At 71.9% G+C, this 15,127-nt stretch carries 11 protein-coding genes; 3 read left to right on the top strand and 8 right to left on the bottom strand.

The features are described 5' to 3' along the window. Positions 1-37: 37 nt before the first annotated feature. The 4 genes from ACZ5K7_RS26055 to ACZ5K7_RS26040 are packed head-to-tail and all read right to left on the bottom strand — an operon-like array spanning position 38 to position 4,052. Positions 38-1,204: a thiolase domain-containing protein gene (locus ACZ5K7_RS26055; RefSeq protein WP_351707476.1), complete on the bottom strand. Its 1,167-nt coding sequence runs from the start codon at positions 1,202-1,204 to the stop codon at positions 38-40. Further along, entirely contained in the window at positions 1,201-2,301 is a 1,101-nt protein-coding gene (locus ACZ5K7_RS26050; protein WP_351707473.1) for a thiolase domain-containing protein, read from the bottom strand. Before ACZ5K7_RS26050 ends, ACZ5K7_RS26055 begins: the two co-directional genes overlap by 4 nt. After that, complete coding sequence (locus tag ACZ5K7_RS26045) at positions 2,298-3,239, bottom strand: Zn-ribbon domain-containing OB-fold protein (RefSeq protein ID WP_468916695.1); 942 nt, start codon at positions 3,237-3,239, stop codon at positions 2,298-2,300. Before ACZ5K7_RS26045 ends, ACZ5K7_RS26050 begins: the two co-directional genes overlap by 4 nt. Before the next feature lie 12 nt (positions 3,240-3,251). Next, positions 3,252-4,052 carry a crotonase/enoyl-CoA hydratase family protein gene (locus ACZ5K7_RS26040; protein WP_468916693.1) on the bottom strand — a complete coding sequence of 267 codons (801 nt, stop codon included), beginning with the start codon at positions 4,050-4,052 and terminating at the stop codon, positions 3,252-3,254. A gap of 186 nt (positions 4,053-4,238) precedes the next feature. On the opposite strand from ACZ5K7_RS26040, the gene ACZ5K7_RS26035 reads away from it, so the two are divergent. Then, complete coding sequence (locus ACZ5K7_RS26035; protein ID WP_468916690.1) at positions 4,239-5,849, top strand: acyl-CoA synthetase; 1,611 nt, start codon at positions 4,239-4,241, stop codon at positions 5,847-5,849. Between the two features lie 302 nt (positions 5,850-6,151). Here ACZ5K7_RS26035 and ACZ5K7_RS26030 read toward each other — a convergent pair whose 3' ends face one another. From ACZ5K7_RS26030 to ACZ5K7_RS26015, 4 genes are all read right to left on the bottom strand, one after another. Beyond that, entirely contained in the window at positions 6,152-6,988 is an 837-nt protein-coding gene (locus tag ACZ5K7_RS26030) for an alpha/beta fold hydrolase (protein ID WP_468916687.1), read from the bottom strand. Positions 6,989-7,050: 62 nt separating this feature from the next. After that, positions 7,051-7,770 carry a class I SAM-dependent methyltransferase gene (locus tag ACZ5K7_RS26025; RefSeq protein ID WP_351707458.1) on the bottom strand — a complete coding sequence of 240 codons (720 nt, stop codon included), beginning with the start codon at positions 7,768-7,770 and terminating at the stop codon, positions 7,051-7,053. 28 nt (positions 7,771-7,798) lie between these two features. Then, the gene (locus ACZ5K7_RS26020) at positions 7,799-9,334 is read right to left on the bottom strand and encodes a purple acid phosphatase family protein (protein WP_468916684.1); all 1,536 of its coding nucleotides are present in this window, start codon (positions 9,332-9,334) and stop codon (positions 7,799-7,801) included. Positions 9,335-9,401: 67 nt separating this feature from the next. Continuing rightward, a complete protein-coding gene (locus ACZ5K7_RS26015) occupies positions 9,402-10,904 on the bottom strand; it encodes an acyl-CoA synthetase (protein ID WP_468916682.1) in 1,503 nt (500 codons plus the stop codon). Between the two features lie 108 nt (positions 10,905-11,012). On the opposite strand from ACZ5K7_RS26015, the gene ACZ5K7_RS26010 reads away from it, so the two are divergent. Together ACZ5K7_RS26010 and ACZ5K7_RS26005 are read left to right on the top strand one after the other, a co-directional pair. Then, positions 11,013-13,421 (top strand): penicillin acylase family protein, encoded by a 2,409-nt coding sequence (locus ACZ5K7_RS26010; protein ID WP_468916679.1) that lies wholly within the window; start codon positions 11,013-11,015, stop codon positions 13,419-13,421. 247 nt (positions 13,422-13,668) lie between these two features. Further along, complete coding sequence (locus tag ACZ5K7_RS26005) at positions 13,669-15,126, top strand: cytochrome P450 (protein ID WP_351707446.1); 1,458 nt, start codon at positions 13,669-13,671, stop codon at positions 15,124-15,126. The last annotated feature ends 1 nt before the right edge of the window (position 15,127 follow it).

The raw sequence follows: 15,127 nt of genomic DNA, 5'->3' as shown, positions 1-15,127 counted from the left end.
GGTTCCGGCACTCAACAGGCCACGTGACGGGGACCTTTCAGGAGTCGGGGGCCGCGGCACCGACCAGCCACATCGAGAAGAACTGGGAGCCGCCGCCGTAGGCGTGCCCGAGCACCTTGCGGGCGCCGTCCACCTGGTGTTCTCCGGCCTGGCCGCGGACCTGGAGGGCGGCCTCGGCGAAGCGGATCATGCCGGAGGCGCCGATCGGATTGGTGGAGAGTACTCCGCCCGACATGTTGACGGGGAGGTCCCCGTCGAGTTCGGTGACGCCCGATTCGGTGAGTTTCCAGCCTTCGCCCTCCGCGGCGAAGCCGAGGTTCTCCAGCCACATGGGCTCGTACCAGGAGAACGGCACGTACATTTCGACGGCGTCGATGTCCCGGCGCGGGTCGGCGATCCCGGCCTGCCGGTAGACATCCGCCGCGCAGTCCTTGCCGGCCTGCGGCGAGACGGCGTCCTTGCCGGCGAACAGGGTGGGTTCGCTGCGCATGGCGCCGCCCAGCATCCAGGCGGGCGGCTTCGGGGAGCGCGCGGCTCCGGCCCGGTCGGTGAGGACCATGGCGCAGGCGCCGTCGGAGGAGGGGCAGGTCTCCGAGTAGCGGATGGGGTCCCACAGCATGGGGGACGCCTGGACCTTCTCCAGGGTGATGTCGTGCTCGTGCAGGTGGGCGTAGGGGTTCCTGAGGGCGTTGCGGCGGTCCTTGTAGGCGACCAGCGAGCCGACGGTGTCGGGAGCGCCGCTGCGCCGCATGTAGGCCCGTACATGGGGGGCGAAGAAACCGCCCGCGCCCGCCAGCAGCGGCTGCTGGAAGGGGATCGGCAGGGACAGTCCCCACATGGCGTTGGACTCGGACTGCTTTTCGAAGGCGAGGGTGAGCACGGTGGAGTGGACGCGGGCGGCGACGAGGTTGGCGGCGACGAGCGCCGTGGAGCCGCCGACGGACCCCGCCGTGTGGACCCGCAACATGGGTTTGCCGACCGCCCCGAGCGCGTCCGCCAGGTACAGCTCGGGCATCATCACGCCCTCGAAGAAGTCGGGCGCCTTGCCGATGACGACGGCGTCGATGTCGGCCCAGTCCAACTCGGCGTCGTCGAGGGCGCGTCGCGCGGCCTCCCGGACCAGCCCGGCGATCGACACGTCCCGCCGGGCCGCCACATGCTTGGTCTGGCCGACCCCTACGACGGCCACGGGCTCCTTGCTCATCGCGGATCCCCTTCCTGAGCGGGGCTCTCCAGTGGGTCCCCTTCGAGTACGGCGACCAGGTTCTGCTGCAGACAGGGCCCGGAGGTGGCGTGGGCGAGGGCGCGGTCACAGTCGCCGCGGTGGATGCGGGCGGCGGCCTCGCCGATGCGGATCAGCCCGGCGGCCATGATCGGGTTGGCGGCGAGGGCCCCGCCGGACGGGTTCACCCGTACGTCGTCGCCGATCCGCAGCGCCTTGCGGAGGACGACCTCCTGCGAGCTGAACGGCGCGTGCAGCTCGGCGGTGTCGACGGGCCGTTCGAAGGCGCCGGCCCGCTCGGCGGCGAGCCGGGCGGACGGTGCGTCGGTCAGGTCGCGGACCCCGAGGCCGTGCGCCTCGATGCGGTGGTCGATGCCCCGGATCCAGGCGGGCCGGGAGCACAGCTCGCGGGCCCGCGCCCCGGCCGCGAGGATCACCGCGGCGGCCCCGTCGCCGATGGGCGGGCAGTCGCCGGTGCGCAGCGGCCGTACCAGGTAGTCGCCCTGCGGCACCGAACCGCGCAGCTGGGCATGGGAGTTGGCCTCCGCATCCGCGCGGCTGCGGGCGCCGACGGCGGCCAGCGCCGGCTCGTCGGTCTCGCCCGCGTCGATGAGGGCCTGCGCCTGGAGCGCGGCGAGGGCGACGGAGTCCGGCCAGAGGGGAGCCACGTAGTAGGGGTCGAGCTGGCGGGTGAGCACGTCCCGGACGGAGCCGGGTGAGGACTTGCCGTACGAGTAGACGAGGGCGGTGTCGGCGTCCCCGGTGAGCAGCTTGGTCCACGCCTCGTACAGCGCCCAGGCGCCGTCCATCTCGACGTGCGACTCGGAGATCGGCGGCCAGGCACCGACGCCGTCGAGGGCGAGGGTGAAGGAGAAGGCACGGCCGGCCAGGTAGTCGCTGGAGCCGGAGCAGGTGAAGCCGATGTCGGCGGTGCGCAGCCCGGTCTGTTCGAGGACGTCGTGCAGCACGGGCATGAGCATCTCGACCTCGGAGAGCTCCTCGCTGGTGCGCCGGTGGTCGGTCTGCGCGAAGGCGACGACCGCGATGTCCCGGGCGCCGGATGCTTCCTCCCTGGTCACAGCAGCTCCTTGTACGTCTCGTAGTCCGCGTCGGGTTCGCCGGTCGGCCGGTAGTGGTCGGGGAAGCGGGCCCCCTCGGTCCACACCGGCTCGACCCTGAGGCCCATCCGCACCTGGTCGTAGGGGATGCCTCCGATCCGGCCGTGCAGGGCGAGGCCGGCGCCGTCCAGGGCGATGTGCCCGTAGACGTACGGCACCTCGATGTCGAGGTTCTTCGCCTTGATGTTGACGATGCAGAACGTGGTGACCGTGCCCCGGGGACCCACTTCGACCTGTTCCTGTGTGGCCACCCCACAGGTGGGGCAGGCGCCCCTCGGCGGGACGTACACCTTCCGGCAGGAGGGGCAGCGCTCGCCGTAGGTCCGTCGGGTGGACAGGGCGTCGATGTAGGCGGACTGGGCACGGCCGGGCGAGTAGGTGTAGTCGAGGCGGGCGTGGGCGACGATGCCGTGCACGGCGTCCTCGAACTCGCCGCTGTGGCCGGTGGGTTCGGCCGCTTCACCGTCGTACGGTTCGAAACAGGCGATGTCGGTGATGGCGCCCGACCGTTCCTCGGCCCAGCGGACACGGACCCGCATGCCGGTGCGGACGGCCTCGGGGCCGGGGGCGTCCAGGGCGTGCAGCAGGGCGGTGTCGGCGCCGTCGAGGCGGACCAGGACCCAGGCGAAGGGGGTGCCCAGGGGCTGGCCGCGGCGGGGCTCGTGGTTCCAGGCCCAGGTGGTGACGGTGCCGGTGGCAGCGACCTCGACCAGGTCGCGGATCTCCTCGGCGGTGACCGGGTCGTACTCGACGGGCGGGACGAGGACGCGGCCGTCGCCGGCCTTCACACCGAGGACGACGCGTTCGCGCAGCCCGGTGAGGAATGCGCTCTGGACCGGGCCGAGGGAACGGGTGAAGGGGAACTCGACGACGAGGGGGGCTTTGAGGACTTCTGGCATGCCCGGTCTCCTTCAGTGACGCTGGTAGAGGGGCGGTCGCTTCTCCGCGAAGGCGCGGGCGCCTTCCTTCGCGTCGGCGGTGTCGAAGACCGGCCAGCCGCGCTTGAGTTCGGCGGCGAGCCCGTCGGTCTCCGTCATCTCCGCGGTCTCGTACACCGACGCCTTGACCGCCTCGACGGCCAGCGGCCCGCAGGCGTTGATCTGTTCGGCGATCTCCAGGGCCTTGCCGAGCGCTCCGCCGTCCGGGACGACATGGCCGACGAGGCCGATGCCGGCGGCCTCGCGGGCGGTGTACGGCCGTCCGGTGAGCAGCATCTCCAGGGCGTGGGTGCGCGGGATCTGGCGTTGCAGCCGGACCGTGGAGCCGCCGATCGGGAAGAGCCCGCGTCTCACCTCGAAGAGGCCGAAGGTCGCGGACTCGCCCGCGACCCGGATGTCGGTGCCCTGGAGGATCTCGGTGCCACCGGCGACGCAGTAGCCCTCGACGGCGGCGATCACCGGTTTGCGCGGGCGATGGTGGCGCAGCATCGCCTTCCAGTGCAGGTCCGGGTCTGCTTTCAGCCGGTCGCGCAGGTGCTCGCCCGCCATGCCCTGTCCGGCCAGCGCCTTGAGGTCCATCCCGGCGCAGAAGGCGCCGCCGGCTCCGGTGAGCACGATCGAGCGGACCTCGTCGTCCTCGTCGGCCTCGATCCAGCCGTCGTACAGGCCGACGAGCATGGAGATCGAGAGCGCGTTCTTGGCCTCGGGCCTGTTGAGCGTGAGCACCAGTGTGGCGCCCTCGCGCCGTACGGTGAGGTGTTCTGTCCCACCCATGGACCTCTCCCCTCTGCCGGAACGAGAACAGGTTGCAGTAGGGCGGGAGGCACTTCAAGGGTTTTCTGACAGACAGTCAGATTTCTTCGCGGGAACCCTTCCCACTTGCCGCGCCCTTTGCTCTGATGACCGGCGAACCGACAAGTGCGCCTTTCTTCGCCATGGTTGCCGGGGTCAGGAGGAGCGGTGGAGTACAACCTTGCCGATCTGTTCGAGTCGGTCGTCGACGTGGCCGCGGACCGCGAGGCGCTCGTCTACCTCGACCACCCCGGCACGGGTGCGGAACGCCGGCTGACCTACGCGGAGCTGGACGCGGCCGCCAACCGCATCGGCCACCACCTGGCCGACAGCGGGATCCGCCCGGGCGAGCACCTCGGGCTGCACCTCTACAACGGGGTCGAGTACCTCCAGACGGTGCTCGGCTGCCTGAAGGCGCGGGTCGTACCGGTCAATGTCAACTACCGCTATGTCGAGGAGGAGTTGGCGTACCTCTACCAGGACGCCGACCTGGTCGCGCTGGTCTTCGACGCGGAGTTCGACGACCGGGTGGCGGCGGCGCTGCCGCGGGCACCGAGGCTGCGGCATCTGCTGCGGGTGGGCGAGCCGGGGTCGGGCCCGAAGGCCGTGCCCTTCGCGGAGGCCGAGGCGGCGGGGTCGCACGGACGGGGCTTCCCGGCGCGCTCGGCGGACGACCAGTTCATCATCTACACCGGCGGCACCACCGGGATGCCCAAGGGCGTGATGTGGCGTCAGGAGGACCTGTTCTTCGCGGGGCTGGGCGGTGGCGCGCCGACCGGAGAGCCGGTGAAGCGGCCGGAGGAGCTCGCCGAGCGGGTCGCGGCGGGCGGCGCGGGGATCACCTTCTTCCCCACTCCCCCGCTGATGCACGGCACGTCGACCCTCACGACGTTCATCGGCTTCAACTTCGGGCAACGGGTGGTGATCCACCGCCGGTTCGTGCCCGAGGAGGTTCTGCGGACCGTCGAGAAGGAGAGGGTCACCAGCATGTCGCTGGTCGGCGACGCGATGCTGCGCCCGCTGATCGACGCCCTGAAGGGGCCGATGAAGGGCACCGACTGCTCCTCCATGTTCAGCGTCTCCTCCTCCGGCGCGATCCTCTCCGAGACCGTGCGCCGGCAGTTCAGCGAACTCGTCCCGAACTGCATGCTGCTGAACAACTTCGGGTCCTCCGAGTCCGGCTTCAACGGCACCGCGACGAACGACTCCGGGGCCGGCAGCCAGTTCCGCGTCCGCGTGAACTCCCGTACGCGGGTGGTCGATCCGGCCACCCATGAGCCGGTCGCGGTGGGCGAGATCGGCCGGGTAGCGCAGAGCGGCCATGTCCCGCTCGGCTACTACAACGACCCGCGGAAGACAGCCGAGACCTTCTTCGAGAAGGACGGCCGGCGCTGGGTGCTCCTCGGCGACATGGGCACGGTCGACGAGGACGGGGTCGTCACGGTGCTCGGCCGGGGCTCGCAGTGCATCAACACCGGGGGCGAGAAGGTGTACCCGGAGGAGGTCGAGCAGGCGCTGAAGTCCCATCCGGACGTGTACGACGCGCTGGTGGCCGGGGTGCCGGACGCCAGGTGGGGCAACCATGTGGCGGCCGTGGTGCAGCTGCGCGAGGGCGCCGGCCGGCCCTCTCTCACGGACATCCAGACCCACTGCCGTACCCAGCTGGCCGGATACAAGATCCCCCGTCAGCTGGTGATCGCCGAGTCCATCCAGCGGTCGCCGAGCGGCAAGGCGGACTACCGGTGGGCGCGGGAGGTGGCGGTGGCCGCCGACCGGTAGGGCGCAAGGGTGTGCCGGCGCTGTGGGTCGGCCCGGTGGCCGTACTCTGTGCGCGCGATTCGATGTGGATCATGCGCGCGGTGTTACGACGGCCGCTCGGAAGGACCTCCGGTGTCGCACCCCACGCCTCCTCAGCCGCCGGACACCGACGCCCCGTCGAAGGCCCCGCCCGCACAGGCCGGGCCCGGCGGTGACGACGGCCGGCGGCGGAGCCACCGGCCTCTCGCCCGGGGGGTCACCGTGGGGACACCAGTTCCGCGACCGCTTCCTGAAGGCGTACGGGCCACGGAACCGAGCCCGGTTCAGGCGTTCAGGAATCCGACGGTACGGCGGACGAACTCCTCGGGGTCGTCGAGCCAGGGGTAGTGCGCGGCGCCGGGCTGGACGGTGACCTGGGCGTTCGGGAAGGCCGCGGCGGCGCGCCGGACCAGTGCGGGGCTGGGTCCGCCGTCGGCTTCGCCCGCGTACAGCAGGACGGGGGCGGTGAGGGCGCGCAGAGCGGTCCGGGTGGCGTCGGGGGTGAAGGCGCCGTCGGCGAAGTAGCGGTCGCCGGCCTCGTCATTGGTCTGTTCCTCGGCAGCCGCGTCATGGGCCCGGGCGGCGTCGTCCCAACGGCCGTAGAAGAAGGGCATGAACACCTCGTCGAAGTCCCCGGTGCCGTTCAGCCACGCCTCCAGCGCGGGGAACGCTTCGGCGAACCAGGGCTCCGCGGCCCGCTGCCGGGCCGCCGCCAGCCGCTCCTGCGGGGTGGTCCGCAAGCCGAGGGCCGAGGGGTTTCCGGTGATCAGCGCGAGCCGCCGTACCCGGTGCGGACGGGCCGCCGCGTACAAGATCGCCAGGCTCGCGCCCGCCGAGTGCGACAGTACGTCCATGTGGTCGAGCCCCATGTAGGCCCGCAACATCTCCACATCGTCGACCTGTTGGTCGCAGCGGTACGACGCCGGGTCGACGGGCACCGCGGAGTCGCCGGTCCCCCGCAGATCGAGCAGGATCAGCCGGCGGTGGGCTGTCAGCCCGCCCAGGTCGCCGAGGTAGGCGGAGGCACGCATGGGTCCGCCGGGCAGTACGACGAGCGGTTCGCCCTCGCCCCGGACGTGGTAGGCGAGGCGGGTCCCGTCCGCCGCGGTGAAGGTGGGCATGCGGCTGATCATGGGGGACGGCGGCGCGGTGTCGCAACGGGGTTCGACGGGCGGCGCCCGAGTCAGACGCTCGCGCCCGGCTTGGTCACCCGGAAGGCGAACTGGCCGCAGAACGTGAGTTTGCGCAGGTTCACCAGGGCCGTGTGGCGTCCGCTCTTGCGGGCCCAGGTGTCGATCTCCGTGTTGAGCGGCGACTCCGTCTGCCAGAACCGGCCGTACTCCTTCTTCCGCGAGGAGTGGTAGGTGCGCATGATCAGGGTCACACCGTCCAGCGAGGGCCGGATCTCCTCCAGGGCCAGGCCGGCCTCCTCCACCAGCACCCGGAAGCCGTACGGCGTGTAGTTCCACAGGCTGAAGGAGTGGTAGGGCTCGAACTGGGAGGTGCTGCCGATGAACAGTCCGCCCGGACGCAGCACCCGGCCCACCTCGGCGAGCAGTTCCCTGGGCCGGGCGACGTGTTCGAAGACCTGGTGCGAGTAGACCAGCGGCACGGCGTCGGAGCGGAACGGCATGTTGACGCCGTCGAAGTACACCACCGGGTCGCCGCCGGGCGAGCGCTGCGCGGCTTCCGGGGAGTCGCTGATGTCGAGCCCCACCCACCGCACGTCCGGGGCGTGCCGGCGGAAGAGCCCGGCCGAGGTGCCGCGCCCGCATCCGAGGTCGACCACCCGGTCCGGTGCCCGCGGCGAGCTCATGGCCTCGTCGAGGTAGTAGCGGGAGGTGACCTGGCGGGCGTGGTCGTCAGGAATGCAGTCGTGCATGAGTTCCCACAGGGTCGACATGCACCCACGCTACGGAGGCGTCCGTGCCTCAGGCCGCATCCAGGCGGGGAATCGGGACGGCCGTCATCCCTTGGGGCGAACCGGACGGCGCGGACGGCTGTGCCGGGCGGCCGATGCCGGACAGGTCGTGGACGGCCACGCTGTTGCGGTCGGCGACCGTGCGGCCGAGCGCGTGGTACGGCCACAGTCCCCCGGCCTGCCGTCGGCTGCGCTCGTTCCACTCCAGGGCCTCGGTGCGGCGGGCCCGGAAGAAGTTGAGGGCGTAGCCGCCGGAGTGGATCCGCAGCAGGAAGAACCCGCCCGGGTACTCCTTGGCGGCGCCGACCTCCTGCAGGGTCACCCGGGGGGCGAGGGGCACATGGGTGCGCTTGTTGCGGTGGGTGTGGCCGGCGTGGTGGAGGAACACGCCCGGGGCGGCGGCGTAGGCCCGCAGGATCGCGCGGGCCTGGCGGCGCCCGAGGCGCTGTCCGGGGCTCACCGGGAAGAGGGCGTCCCGGACGGTGAGCGGATGGTGTCCGAAGACCACGGTGGGCTGTTCCCGGTGGGCCCGCAGCCGGCGGCGGAACCAGGACAGCTGCTCGGCGCCGAGACCGCCGGCGTCACCGCCGTTGCCGCGCTTGTCGTAGGTGTCGAGGCCGATGATCCGCAGCCCGCCCACGTCGTGCTCGAAGTAGCCGGGACCGTCGGGCGTACCGAACGCGCGGCGGAAGGTGTCGCCCTCCTTCGCGTTGCGGTCGTGGTTGCCGCGGACGACGAAGTAGTCCCGCCGGTGGGTGCCGAAGCCGTCCAGGATCCCTCTGGCCTCCGCCAGGTCGCGCGGTGCGCCGCCCGCGGAGATGTCACCGGCGGCCAGCAGCAGCTCGGCCCCGCGGTGGCGGGCCTCGTCGACCACGGCGCGGCTCATCAGCTCCGGGTAGGCGGTCAGCCCGGCCCGCTGGGCCACGCCCCGCAGGAAGGGCACGCCGGCCACCAGACCGGCGACGGTCTCGCCGATGTGCAGGTCGTTGCAGAGGGCGAGGGAGAGCAGGTGGCGGCCGGGCGGGGGCTGGGGGGTGGTGAAGGAGTAGGGGCCGCCGGGCGAGCCGAGGCCGTGCCGGGAGGTGCCGGCCGCGTTGCCGCGGACCAGGTGCAACGCGGTGGGTGTGGCGGGCACGCCCTGGGAGCGGGCCTGGTAGTAGTAGGTCTGGCCCGGTTCCAGGCCGGTGAGTTCGACATGGTGGTGGGCGGTGGGCCGGTCCTCGCCGGCGGTGCGGTTGAGGCGGGCGGGATGGGTACCGTAGACGATCTCGCCCTCCGTGACGGCGGGCAGCATGCGGCCGGTGCCGTCGTCGGTGCCGGGCAGGGCGGTGTGCCAGGTGATGACGGCGCGGTCCTCGGTGAGGGTGACCAGTTCCAGGTGGACGGCGGCGAGGGAGCGGGGGTGACGGGGCGCGGGGGCGGTGGCGGACCTGAGCAGGGCGGGTGCGAGCAGGAAACCGGAGCGCAGCATCTCGCAGGGGCCGGGGATGCCCGCGAGTGCGCCGAGGGGGACGGGGAGGCAGCAGCGCATGTCTGCTATGTGCACGCCACCGGTGAACGGCGGACGTGGTGCCGGAAGCCGCGCAAGGTATGGAACCAGACGTCTTGGGTCCTCACGGGGCCTCACCGAACCGCTCCCGCAGTTCCCGCTTCAGGATCTTCCCGCTGGCGTTGCGGGGCAGCGCGTCCACGAACAGCACCCGCTTGGGCGCCTTGAAGGCGGGGATCTTCTCCTTCACATGGGCGATCAGCTCGGCCTCGCCGACCTCGCCGCGCGCCACGACGACCGCGGTGACGGACTCGATCCACCGCTCGTCGGGCAGCCCGATCACGGCGGCCTCGGCGACCGCCTCGTGGGTGTAGAGCGCGTCCTCGACCTGTCGTGAAGCGACCAGTACGCCCCCGGAGTTGATGACGTCCTTCACCCGGTCGACGATGGTGAGGTAGCCGTGGGCGTCGCGTACCGCGAGGTCGCCGGAGTGGAACCAGCCGTCCCGGAAGGCCTCCTGCGTCTCCTCGGGCTTCTCCCAGTACCCCTCGCACAACTGCGGGGACCGGTAGACGATTTCGCCGGGCGTGCCGTCGGGGACGTCCTCGCCGTCCTCGTCGACCACCCGCGCCTCCACGAACAGCACGGTACGGCCGCAGGAGTCCAGCCGCCCCTTGTGCTCCTCGGGCGCCAGTACGGTGGCCAGCGGCCCGATCTCGCTCTGTCCGAAGCAGTTGAACAGGGCCAGTTTCGGCAGCCGTTCGCGCAGCCGCTCCAGGACGGGCACCGGCATGACCGACGCCCCGTAGTAGGCCTTGCGCAGTCCGCTCAGGTCGCGTGCTGCGAAGTCGGGCCGGTTGGACAGCCCGATCCACACGGTGGGCGGCGCGAAGAGGCTGTCCACGCGTCCGGCCTCGACCAGGTCGAAGAGGGTGTCGCCGTCCGGGCCGTCCAGGATGATATTGGTGGCGCCGACCGCCAGGTAGGGCAGCAGGAACACGTGCATCTGGGCGGAGTGGTAGAGCGGCAGCGCGTGCGCGGGCCGGTCACCGGCGCTCAGGTCGAGGGCGGCGATCGCGCTCAGGTACTCGTGCACCAGCGCCCGGTGGGTCATCATCGCGCCCTTGGGCAGCGCCGTGGTCCCCGAGGTGTACAGCAACTGCACCAGGTCCTCGGTACGCGGTTCGGGACCGTCGTACGGCGACGCGTCCGCGAGCCGGGCGAGGAGCGAGCCGTCGGCGTCCCGCAGCGGCAGCACCCGTACGCCGTCGGGAAGCCGGCCGGCGAGGTCCGGGTCGGCGAGCACCAGTGAGCTGCCCGACTGGCCGACGATGTAGGCGAGGTCGTCGCCGGTCAGGTTCTGGTTGACCGGCACGTGCACCAGGCCGGCCCGGGCGCAGGCGAGGAACGTGATCAGGTAGGCGTCCGAGTTGTGCCCGTAGGCGCCGATCCGGTCGCCGCGGGTGAGGCCCTGGTCGAGCAGGACGCTCGCCGCCCGGGAGACGGCGTCGTCGAGTTCCCCGTACGTCCACCGGCGCTCGCCGTACTCCAGCGCCACCCGCGCGGGGGTGCGCCGGGCGCTGCGCCGCAGCACCCCGTCAACCGAGCTGCCCTGTCCGTGCGTCATGACTCGTGATCCTCTGCCCGTCGCCGGGAGAGGTCAAGCACCATGGCACCGCACCCGCGCGCCACCGGGCTCAACCGCTTTGTCCCGCAACGACGTTGGGAGACACAGATGCGTACCACCCGCGCGAGACGGCTGCTCGTCGCAGCCGTCGCCCTGCTCACCGCCTCGGCCGCGTTACCGGCCGCCTCGGCCGAGCGGGCCGCCCGTCAGGACCGTCCCTCGCACGGCTCGCTGTCCGCCGTCATCCGCTACACCGAGTACGGCATTCCGCACATACTCGCCGAGAACTACGCCGACCTGGGCTTCGGTACCGGCTGGGCCCAGGCGGCCGACCAGGTCTGCACCCTCGCCGACGGCTTCACGACCGTACGCGGCGACCGCTCGCGCTTCTTCGGTCCCGCCGCGGCCACCGACCTCTCGCTCTCGTCGGCCGGGAACAACCTCTCCAGCGACCTGTACTTCCGGGGCGTACGCCAGTCCGGCACGGTGGCGAGGCTGCTCGCCGAACCGGCGCCGCTGGGCCCGAGCCGGCAGGTGAAGGACCTGATACGGGGGTTCGCCGCCGGATACAACACCTGGCTCGCGAAGCACCGGATCACCGACCCGGCCTGCACGGGCGCCGCCTGGGTGCGGCCGGTCACCACGCTGGACGTGGCCACCCGTTACTACGCCCTCGCCGTGCTGGGCGGCCAGGGCGGTGCCGTGGACGAGATCACCGGGGCGACGCCGCCCACCGGCGCCCCGGCCGCGGAACGGGGCGTTGATGCCGCGGCCCTGGTCAAAGCCGTACAGGACCGGTCCGCCACCGCCGACATGGGATCGAACGCGGTCGCCTTCAGCGGCGCCACCACTGCGAACGGCCGGGGTCTGCTGCTGGGCAACCCGCACTACCCGTGGCAGGGCGGGCGCCGGTTCTGGCAGTCGCAGCAGACCATTCCGGGCGAGCTGAACGTGGCCGGCGCGGCCCTGCTCGGCACGCCGACCGTGGCCATCGGCTACAACTCCCGGGTGGCCTGGAGCCACACCGTCGCGACCGGCGTCCCCTTCAACCTGACCCGGCTCACCCTCGACCCGTCCGACCCCACCGTCTATCGGGTGGACGGCAGACCCGAGCGGATGACCAGGCGGACCGTGACCGTCGCGGTCAAGGACGGTGCCCCCGTCACCCGCACCCAGTGGTGGACCCGCTACGGCCCGGTGGTCGCCGACCCGGACGGCGATCCGCCGCTGCCCTGGACCGCCACGACGGCCTACGCGTTCAACGATCCCAACGCCGCCAACTTCCGGTTCCCCGACACCTCGCTCGGCTTCGGCAGGGCGCGCTCCACGGCGGACGTCCGGGCGTCCCTCGACCGGCACCAGGGGCTCCCCTGGGTGAACACCGTCGCCGCGGACTCCGCCGGGCACACGCTGTTCACCCAGTCGCAGGTGCTGCCCCGGATCACCGACGACCTCGCGGCCCGCTGCTCCACCGACCTCGGCAAGGTCACCTATCCGCAGGCGGGGCTCGCGGTCCTCGACGGCTCGCGCGCCGACTGCACGCCCGGCAGTGACGCCGACGCCGTCCAGCCCGGGACCTTCGGGCCCGCCCGGATGCCCGTCCTCCAGGACGCGCCGTACGCGGAGAACTCCAACGACAGCGCCTGGCTGGCCAACGCCGACCGGCCGCTCACCGGGTACGAGCGGATCTTCGGCTCGGTGGGGACGCAGCGCGGGCTGCGGACGCGGGGCGCGATCGAGGACGTGGCGGCGATGGCGGAGCGGGGCGGGCTGACCGTCCAGGATCTTCAGCGACAGGAGTTCGCGAACCGGGTGCCCGCGGGCGACCTGGCGGCGGCCGACGCGGCGAAGGCGTGTGCCGCGCTGCCGGGCGGGACGGCGACAGGCAGCGACGGCACGGCGGTCGACGTCTCCGCGGCCTGTCCGGTGCTCGCGGCCTGGGACCGGACCATGGACACCGGTAGCCGGGGCGCCCTGCTCTTCGACCGCTTCTGGCGGAAGCTGACGGCCGCGGTGCCGACGGCCCCGCGGTGGCGGGTGCCGTTCTCGGCGACCGACCCGGTGCACACCCCGAACACGCTCAACACGGCCACGCCCGAATTCGCCACGGCCCTCGCCGACGCCGTGGCCGAACTGCGCGCGGCGGGCATCCCGCTGAACTCCCGGCTCGGCGAGCACCAGTTCGTCGTGCGCGACGGGCAGCGGATCCCGGTCCCGGGCGGCACCGAGGCGCTGGGCGTCTGGAACAAGATCGAGCCGGTCTGGAACGCCGGCCAGGGCGGCTACACGGACGTCGCGTTCGGCTCCAGTCACATCCAAGCGGTGGGCTGGGACGACAGCCACTGCCCGGTGGCCCGCACCCTGCTGACGTACTCCCAGTCCTCGAACCCGAACTCGCCGCACCACAGCGACCAGACCCGGCTGTTCTCGACCGGGAAATGGGTGACGGCGCGGTTCTGCGAGAAGGACATCCTTTTGTCCCCGGCGTTGAAATCCATCCGGGTGCACCAAAGCTGAGTGCGTGCGGTCCCGTTCCTCATGGGGCGGGACCGCACAGGAGTGACACGAGGAAATCCCGGTCGACGCGTATCGCATCAAAAGTCGGGCAGACCAGGGGGATTCTGCTTCAGCGTGCTCCCGTGCGCCCCTCTGGGGAAAGGTTTCGGGAAATCGAGGAACGTGAAACCTGGGCAGGACTTGTCTCGGACGTTCAACCCGAGACAGGTTCACTCATGTCACGTGTAGCACCGGGCAGGAGGTTTCCATGAACCGTGCTGTGCCTGAACAAAAACGAACATGGACGACGGGTACTGCTCCCGGCATATTCCCTCTTCTCGGCCACGGTATCGCCTTCTACCGTCGGCCGCTCGCGTTTCTGAATTCTTTGCCCGCACACGGGGATCTGGTCGAGATACGGCTGGGCCCCCAGCGTGCCTGGATGGTCTGCCACCCGGAGCTGACCCACGAGGTCCTCATGGATCCGCACACCTTCGACAAGGGGGGCCCGCTCTACGACAGACTGGGCAGTCTGATGGGCGACGGCCTCGTCACCTGCCGCCAGCCGACCCACCGCGACAAACGCAGGCTGCTGCAACCGGCCTTCCGTCCCTCCCACGTCGCCGCCTACACGGACCTCGTCACCGAGGAGGCCGAGTCGGTGTGTGAGGCCTGGCAGGCGGGCGGGACCGTGCCCGTCACCGAGGCGATGATGACCCTCACGACCCGTGTGATCAGCCGGGTCCTGCTCTCCGACTCGCTGGACGACACGACGACCGCCGAGGTGCGGGACTGTCTCGCGGACGTCGTGCGCGGCCTGTTCCTCCGCACGGTCGTCCCGGTCGACGTCCTCTTCCGCGTCCCGACCCCCGCCAACCGCCGCTATCGGCGCGCCCTCTCCCGCCTGCACGCGATCATCGACACGGCGATCGCCGGGCGCCGGCTCGGTGCCGACCGCGACGACGTGCTCGGCGCACTGCTGGCGGCCGCGCGCGGCACCGACGGAGCGGCGGCGATCACCGACCAGGAGATCCACGACCACCTGATCACGCTGCTGCTCACCGGCGCCGAGACCTCGGCGCTGGCTCTGGCCGCGGCCTTCAGCCTGCTGGCCCGCAACCCCGAGGCGGAGCGCCGTCTGCACGCCGAGCTCGACGCCGTCCTCCCCGACGGCCGCCGGCCCGGCCCCGACGATCTGCCGCACCTCGTGCACACCCGGTGCGTCGTCTCCGAGACGCTGCGCCACTCCTCGCCCGGCTGGCTCTTCACCCGCGTCACCACCAGGGCGACCGAACTCGCCGGGTGCCGGCTGCCCGCGGGAGCCACCGTGCTCTACAGCCCCTACCTCCTGCACCACGATCCGTCGTGGTTCCCCGACCCCGAGCGTTTCGACCCCGACCGCTGGCTGCCGGGGCGGCCCACCGCCGCACAGCGTCGCGCGACGATGCCGTTCTCCGCGGGCAACCGCAAGTGCCTCGGCGACGAGTTCGCCATGGTCGAGGTCACCCTGGCGCTCGCGACCATCGCCGGCCGCCGTCGCCTGCGCCATCTGCCCGGCGCCACCGAACAGGCACCCCGCCCCGCGATCACGCTGGGCCCGCGTTCCCTGGTCATGACCTGCGAAGCCCGTTCCCGCATGCCGTCGGGCGCGACGCCCCGCGCCGACTCCCCCGCACCCCGAGCCGCAGCCGCCCCTCGCGCCTCGGACTCCCGAAAGGGCAGGTGAC

The organism is Streptomyces sp. NPDC031497 (assembly GCF_055580905.1).
This window is presented reverse-complemented; position numbering and strand designations above follow the sequence as displayed.

Bases quoted from the DNA above. Each gene is read 5' to 3' on its own strand.
- ACZ5K7_RS26030 (WP_468916687.1), bottom strand. From the start codon at position 6,988: ATGCCCACCTTCACCGCGGCGGACGGGACCCGCCTCGCCTACCACGTC.
- ACZ5K7_RS26040 (WP_468916693.1), bottom strand. From the start codon at position 4,052: ATGGGTGGGACAGAACACCTCACCGTACGGCGCGAGGGCGCCACACTG.
- ACZ5K7_RS26005 (WP_351707446.1), top strand. From the start codon at position 13,669: ATGAACCGTGCTGTGCCTGAACAAAAACGAACATGGACGACGGGTACT.
- ACZ5K7_RS26025 (WP_351707458.1), bottom strand. From the start codon at position 7,770: ATGTCGACCCTGTGGGAACTCATGCACGACTGCATTCCTGACGACCAC.
- ACZ5K7_RS26055 (WP_351707476.1), bottom strand. From the start codon at position 1,204: ATGAGCAAGGAGCCCGTGGCCGTCGTAGGGGTCGGCCAGACCAAGCAT.
- ACZ5K7_RS26045 (WP_468916695.1), bottom strand. From the start codon at position 3,239: ATGCCAGAAGTCCTCAAAGCCCCCCTCGTCGTCGAGTTCCCCTTCACC.
- ACZ5K7_RS26010 (WP_468916679.1), top strand. From the start codon at position 11,013: ATGCGTACCACCCGCGCGAGACGGCTGCTCGTCGCAGCCGTCGCCCTG.
- ACZ5K7_RS26015 (WP_468916682.1), bottom strand. From the start codon at position 10,904: ATGACGCACGGACAGGGCAGCTCGGTTGACGGGGTGCTGCGGCGCAGC.